General features: G+C 57.7%; 4 protein-coding genes. 3 read left to right on the forward strand and 1 reads right to left on the reverse strand.

Annotated features, from left to right (window positions below; all coding sequences use genetic code 11):
- From VGK48_01025 to VGK48_01035, 3 genes are all read left to right on the forward strand, one after another.
- A partial coding sequence (locus VGK48_01025; protein ID HEY2379737.1) for a hypothetical protein occupies positions 1 to 774 on the forward strand: 774 nt, incomplete at its 5' end.
- A 78-nt stretch (positions 775 to 852) separates the two neighbouring features.
- Positions 853 to 1251, forward strand: coding sequence for a DUF6152 family protein (locus VGK48_01030; protein HEY2379738.1), 399 nt, complete (start codon positions 853 to 855; stop codon positions 1249 to 1251).
- Positions 1252 to 2061 (forward strand): hypothetical protein, encoded by an 810-nt coding sequence (locus VGK48_01035; GenBank protein HEY2379739.1) that lies wholly within the window; start codon positions 1252 to 1254, stop codon positions 2059 to 2061.
- A 69-nt stretch (positions 2062 to 2130) separates the two neighbouring features.
- On the opposite strand, the gene VGK48_01040 is transcribed toward VGK48_01035, so the two are convergent.
- Positions 2131 to 3194, reverse strand: a 1064-nt coding sequence (locus VGK48_01040) for an MBL fold metallo-hydrolase (GenBank protein ID HEY2379740.1), incomplete at its 5' end; no start/stop codon positions are given.

Consider the following 3194-nt stretch of genomic DNA (forward strand, 5'->3'; position numbering starts at 1 on the left):
ACCGGCTACGAACAGATGAGCGGCAAGGTTCTTGAAGCGATCCGGAAGATTTCAAACAAGCCGATCCGCACCATTATCGATACGACACTCTCCGACGACCATACCGGAGCAAACGGCGCGCTTACGAAGGCAGGCTCCATCAATCAGGCCGGCCCCGGTCTCGGAGGCCGCCCGAACGAGGCGGTATTGATCGGGCACAACAACCTTCTTCGATTGATGACGGAAATCGGTGAGGAGAAAATTGCGACCGACCGGTGGCCGCCGAATACGTATCCCGGTAAATCGAAGGATATGTATTCGAACGATGAACCCGTTGTCATGCTGCACATCCCGAATGCGACGACATCCGGCGACACCATGGTCTGGTTCCGGAAGTCCGACGTCGTTGCCACCGGTGAGATTTTCAACGAGACCAGCTTCCCGTTCATCGATGTGGCTCACGGTGGAACGGTCAATGGAATCATCGAAGGCTTGAATCAACTGCTGGAAATTACGGTCCCGAAACACCTCCAGGAAGGTGGGACCATGGTGATCCCCGGACATGGCCGTATCGGCGACGAGCATGATGTCCTCGAGTATCGCGACATGGTGACGATCATTCGGGACCGCATTCAGAACGCCATTAAAAAAGGCATGACGCTCCAGCAGGTTAAAGCGGTAAAGCCCAGCTATACATATGAATACGAGCCGCGGTTCGGGAACAATCCGGCCTGGACGCCGGAAATGTTTGTCGAGGCGATTTACAAAAATTTGAGCAGCGCGAAGGGAAACTAGCGCGTATTGACATAGCAGAGTGCGTGTGGCACTGTGCGTAAAGCCAGCAAAGCCAGCGCTCTTGAAGGAGAACACGATATGAAGTCCAGGCTACTCATCCTGTTGTTTGTTGCCGTGGGTATGTCCGGTGCGGCAGCTTATGGTCACCATTCATTTGCAGGATCTTATGTAGAGGGCCAGACGGTCACTCTTGACGGGACCGTGGCTGAATTCAACATCCGGAACCCCCATTCATTCATCAGCATCGAAGTTAAAGACAAGGACGGAAAGGTCACCCGATGGGGTGGTGAATGGGGTGGGGTGACCCAGTTGTCCGAAGGCGGCGTCAACCGGTTCACACTCAAGATCGGCGACCACATCGTTATTGATGGTGCTCCCGCGAGGGACTCCTCCGATCACAAGGTTCTGGTCCGGAAAGTTTTTCGTCCGGCGACGGCAAGTGCCAAAGAATTCACCTGGGCCGGCCGCGTTCAGTAAATGCGTAAGACTTCAACGTTCTGGCTTACATCTGCCCTCTTTCTGCTGATCCCCGGCGCCCTCTTCGCTCAAGGCGGTGGAGGCGGCGGGCGTGGCGGCGGTCAACGCGGAGGAGGCGGTGCTCCCGCACAACCACAATCGGCCAAGGTTGCAGCACCGGTCGACCTTACCGGTTACTGGGTGTCGATTGTGACCGAAGACTGGATTGAACGCATGTCTCCGGATTCACCGCCTTCCGGAACCGGCGGAGCCCGCGGTCTCGGGAGTGGCCGTGGCCAGGCGGCGCCCCCGCCCAACGGCGAGCAATGCCGGGCTTATGCGGCGGGCGGCAGCTTGCGCGTTCCGACCAGGCTGAATATCACCTGGGCTGACGACAATACCCTGAAAGTTCAGATGGACGCCGGCAACCAGACCCGGCTTCTTCACTTCAGCCCGGAGACACCTTCTCCCGCTGAAAAGTCCCTGCAGGGATATTCCGTCGCAACATGGGAAACGGGCGCACCGGCGCGCGGGGGCGGCCGCGGGGGCGCGGGAGGTCCGGGCGGAGCGCCGCCAGCTCCCCGATGGGGCAGCCTCAACGTAACCACAACAAACATGGCCAGCGGATATCTGCTCTCGAGCCGGTCGGCTTACAGCGATAACGCCAGACTCACCGAATACTTCAGCCGCCATACGGATTTCGGCGCCGACTACTTTACAGTCACTGCCCAGATCGTCGATGGGCCTGTCACCCGCGTTACCAGTTCCACATTCAAGAAAGAGCCCAACGGGTCGAAATTCAATCCCGGCCCCTGCGAAATCGTCCGGTAAGAAGGGGGTCGCACACCTGAATACCCGAATTCAATTCGGGTATTCAGGTGTGCGACCCCTTTCTGCCCCTCAGTGTCTGCCGAGCTCGGCGTACAAGCCGTCCATCGATGGAATTCGCGGCGACCAGCCGATGTCGTCGGTTTTGAGCTGCATCAGCAGCTGATCTTTCGGTACGCCTTTGCGAACCAGTTCGGTCGCGCGATCGATCACGGTGTTGAACTTTGCCGCATAGTCCCGGACGTCGGCTTTCGTCAGTACGGGTCCGTTTCCGGGAATCGCCGCATCGAAATCGAGCTTTAGAATCTCTTCGAACACTTTCTTCCACTCGAGCGCGCTTCCTCCGCCGGCGTAATCGATAAGAGGACCCTGGCCGCCCGTCGTCAAGGCGTCGCTCAAGGCGACAACTTTCAGATCGGGAAAGTAAACGACACTGTCGCCGCTCGTGTGGGACCGGCCAAAATGCTTCACCTCGACGGCCGCGCCGCCAAGCCGGACGACATACTCCTTGTCGTACGTGATGCTGGGCATTGCCGCATGCGCGTCGAAATTCGGAGATTGATACGTTTCGAGGTTCTTTGCGAGATTCGCATGCCCGATAACCTGCGCCCCGGCCGCGAGAAACTTCGCGTTGTTGCCGGTATGATCCGCATGGTGGTGTGTCACGATCACGAACTTCACCGGCTTATCGGTAACCGTTTTAATCTGGTCCATGAGGCCGGAGTAGTTCGGATCACCTGGCAGCTTCCCGTCGACGAGGATGACTCCATCGCTCGTAATGCGGACCAGCGAATTTGCGCCCGCGCCGGTCACCATATATAAGGCAGGCTTCACTGCCTGGGTTTGCAGCGCCGCCTGTGCACCGCGTCCTGCCTGTGCGAAAAGAACCAGGGGCAATGCGGTCAGAATGAACAAAACTCGAAGGGCTTTCATGGAACTCATCTTATAACGTTTGTATATAGTTCGAAATCGCCAGCCGATCGGGTGTCGCGACTGAAACCCCTGGAACTCCATTCCGGCCGCCACCGCCTCAAAAATCTTACATTCTTGCGGGTTCATCAGTTGAGGCCTGGGATAGGCGCTGCCAAGATGATCCAGCTGGACGCACCCCTTGAATTCCCGAATTGCGGAATTCA

The sequence above is a fragment of the Terriglobia bacterium genome (genome assembly GCA_036496425.1).
Taxonomy (GTDB): Bacteria; Acidobacteriota; Terriglobia; order 20CM-2-55-15; family 20CM-2-55-15; genus 20CM-2-55-15.

Coding starts and splice junctions, on each gene's coding strand:
- VGK48_01035 (HEY2379739.1), top strand. CDS start 1,252: ATGCGTAAGACTTCAACGTTCTGGCTTACATCTGCCCTCTTTCTGCTG.
- VGK48_01030 (HEY2379738.1), top strand. CDS start 853: ATGAAGTCCAGGCTACTCATCCTGTTGTTTGTTGCCGTGGGTATGTCC.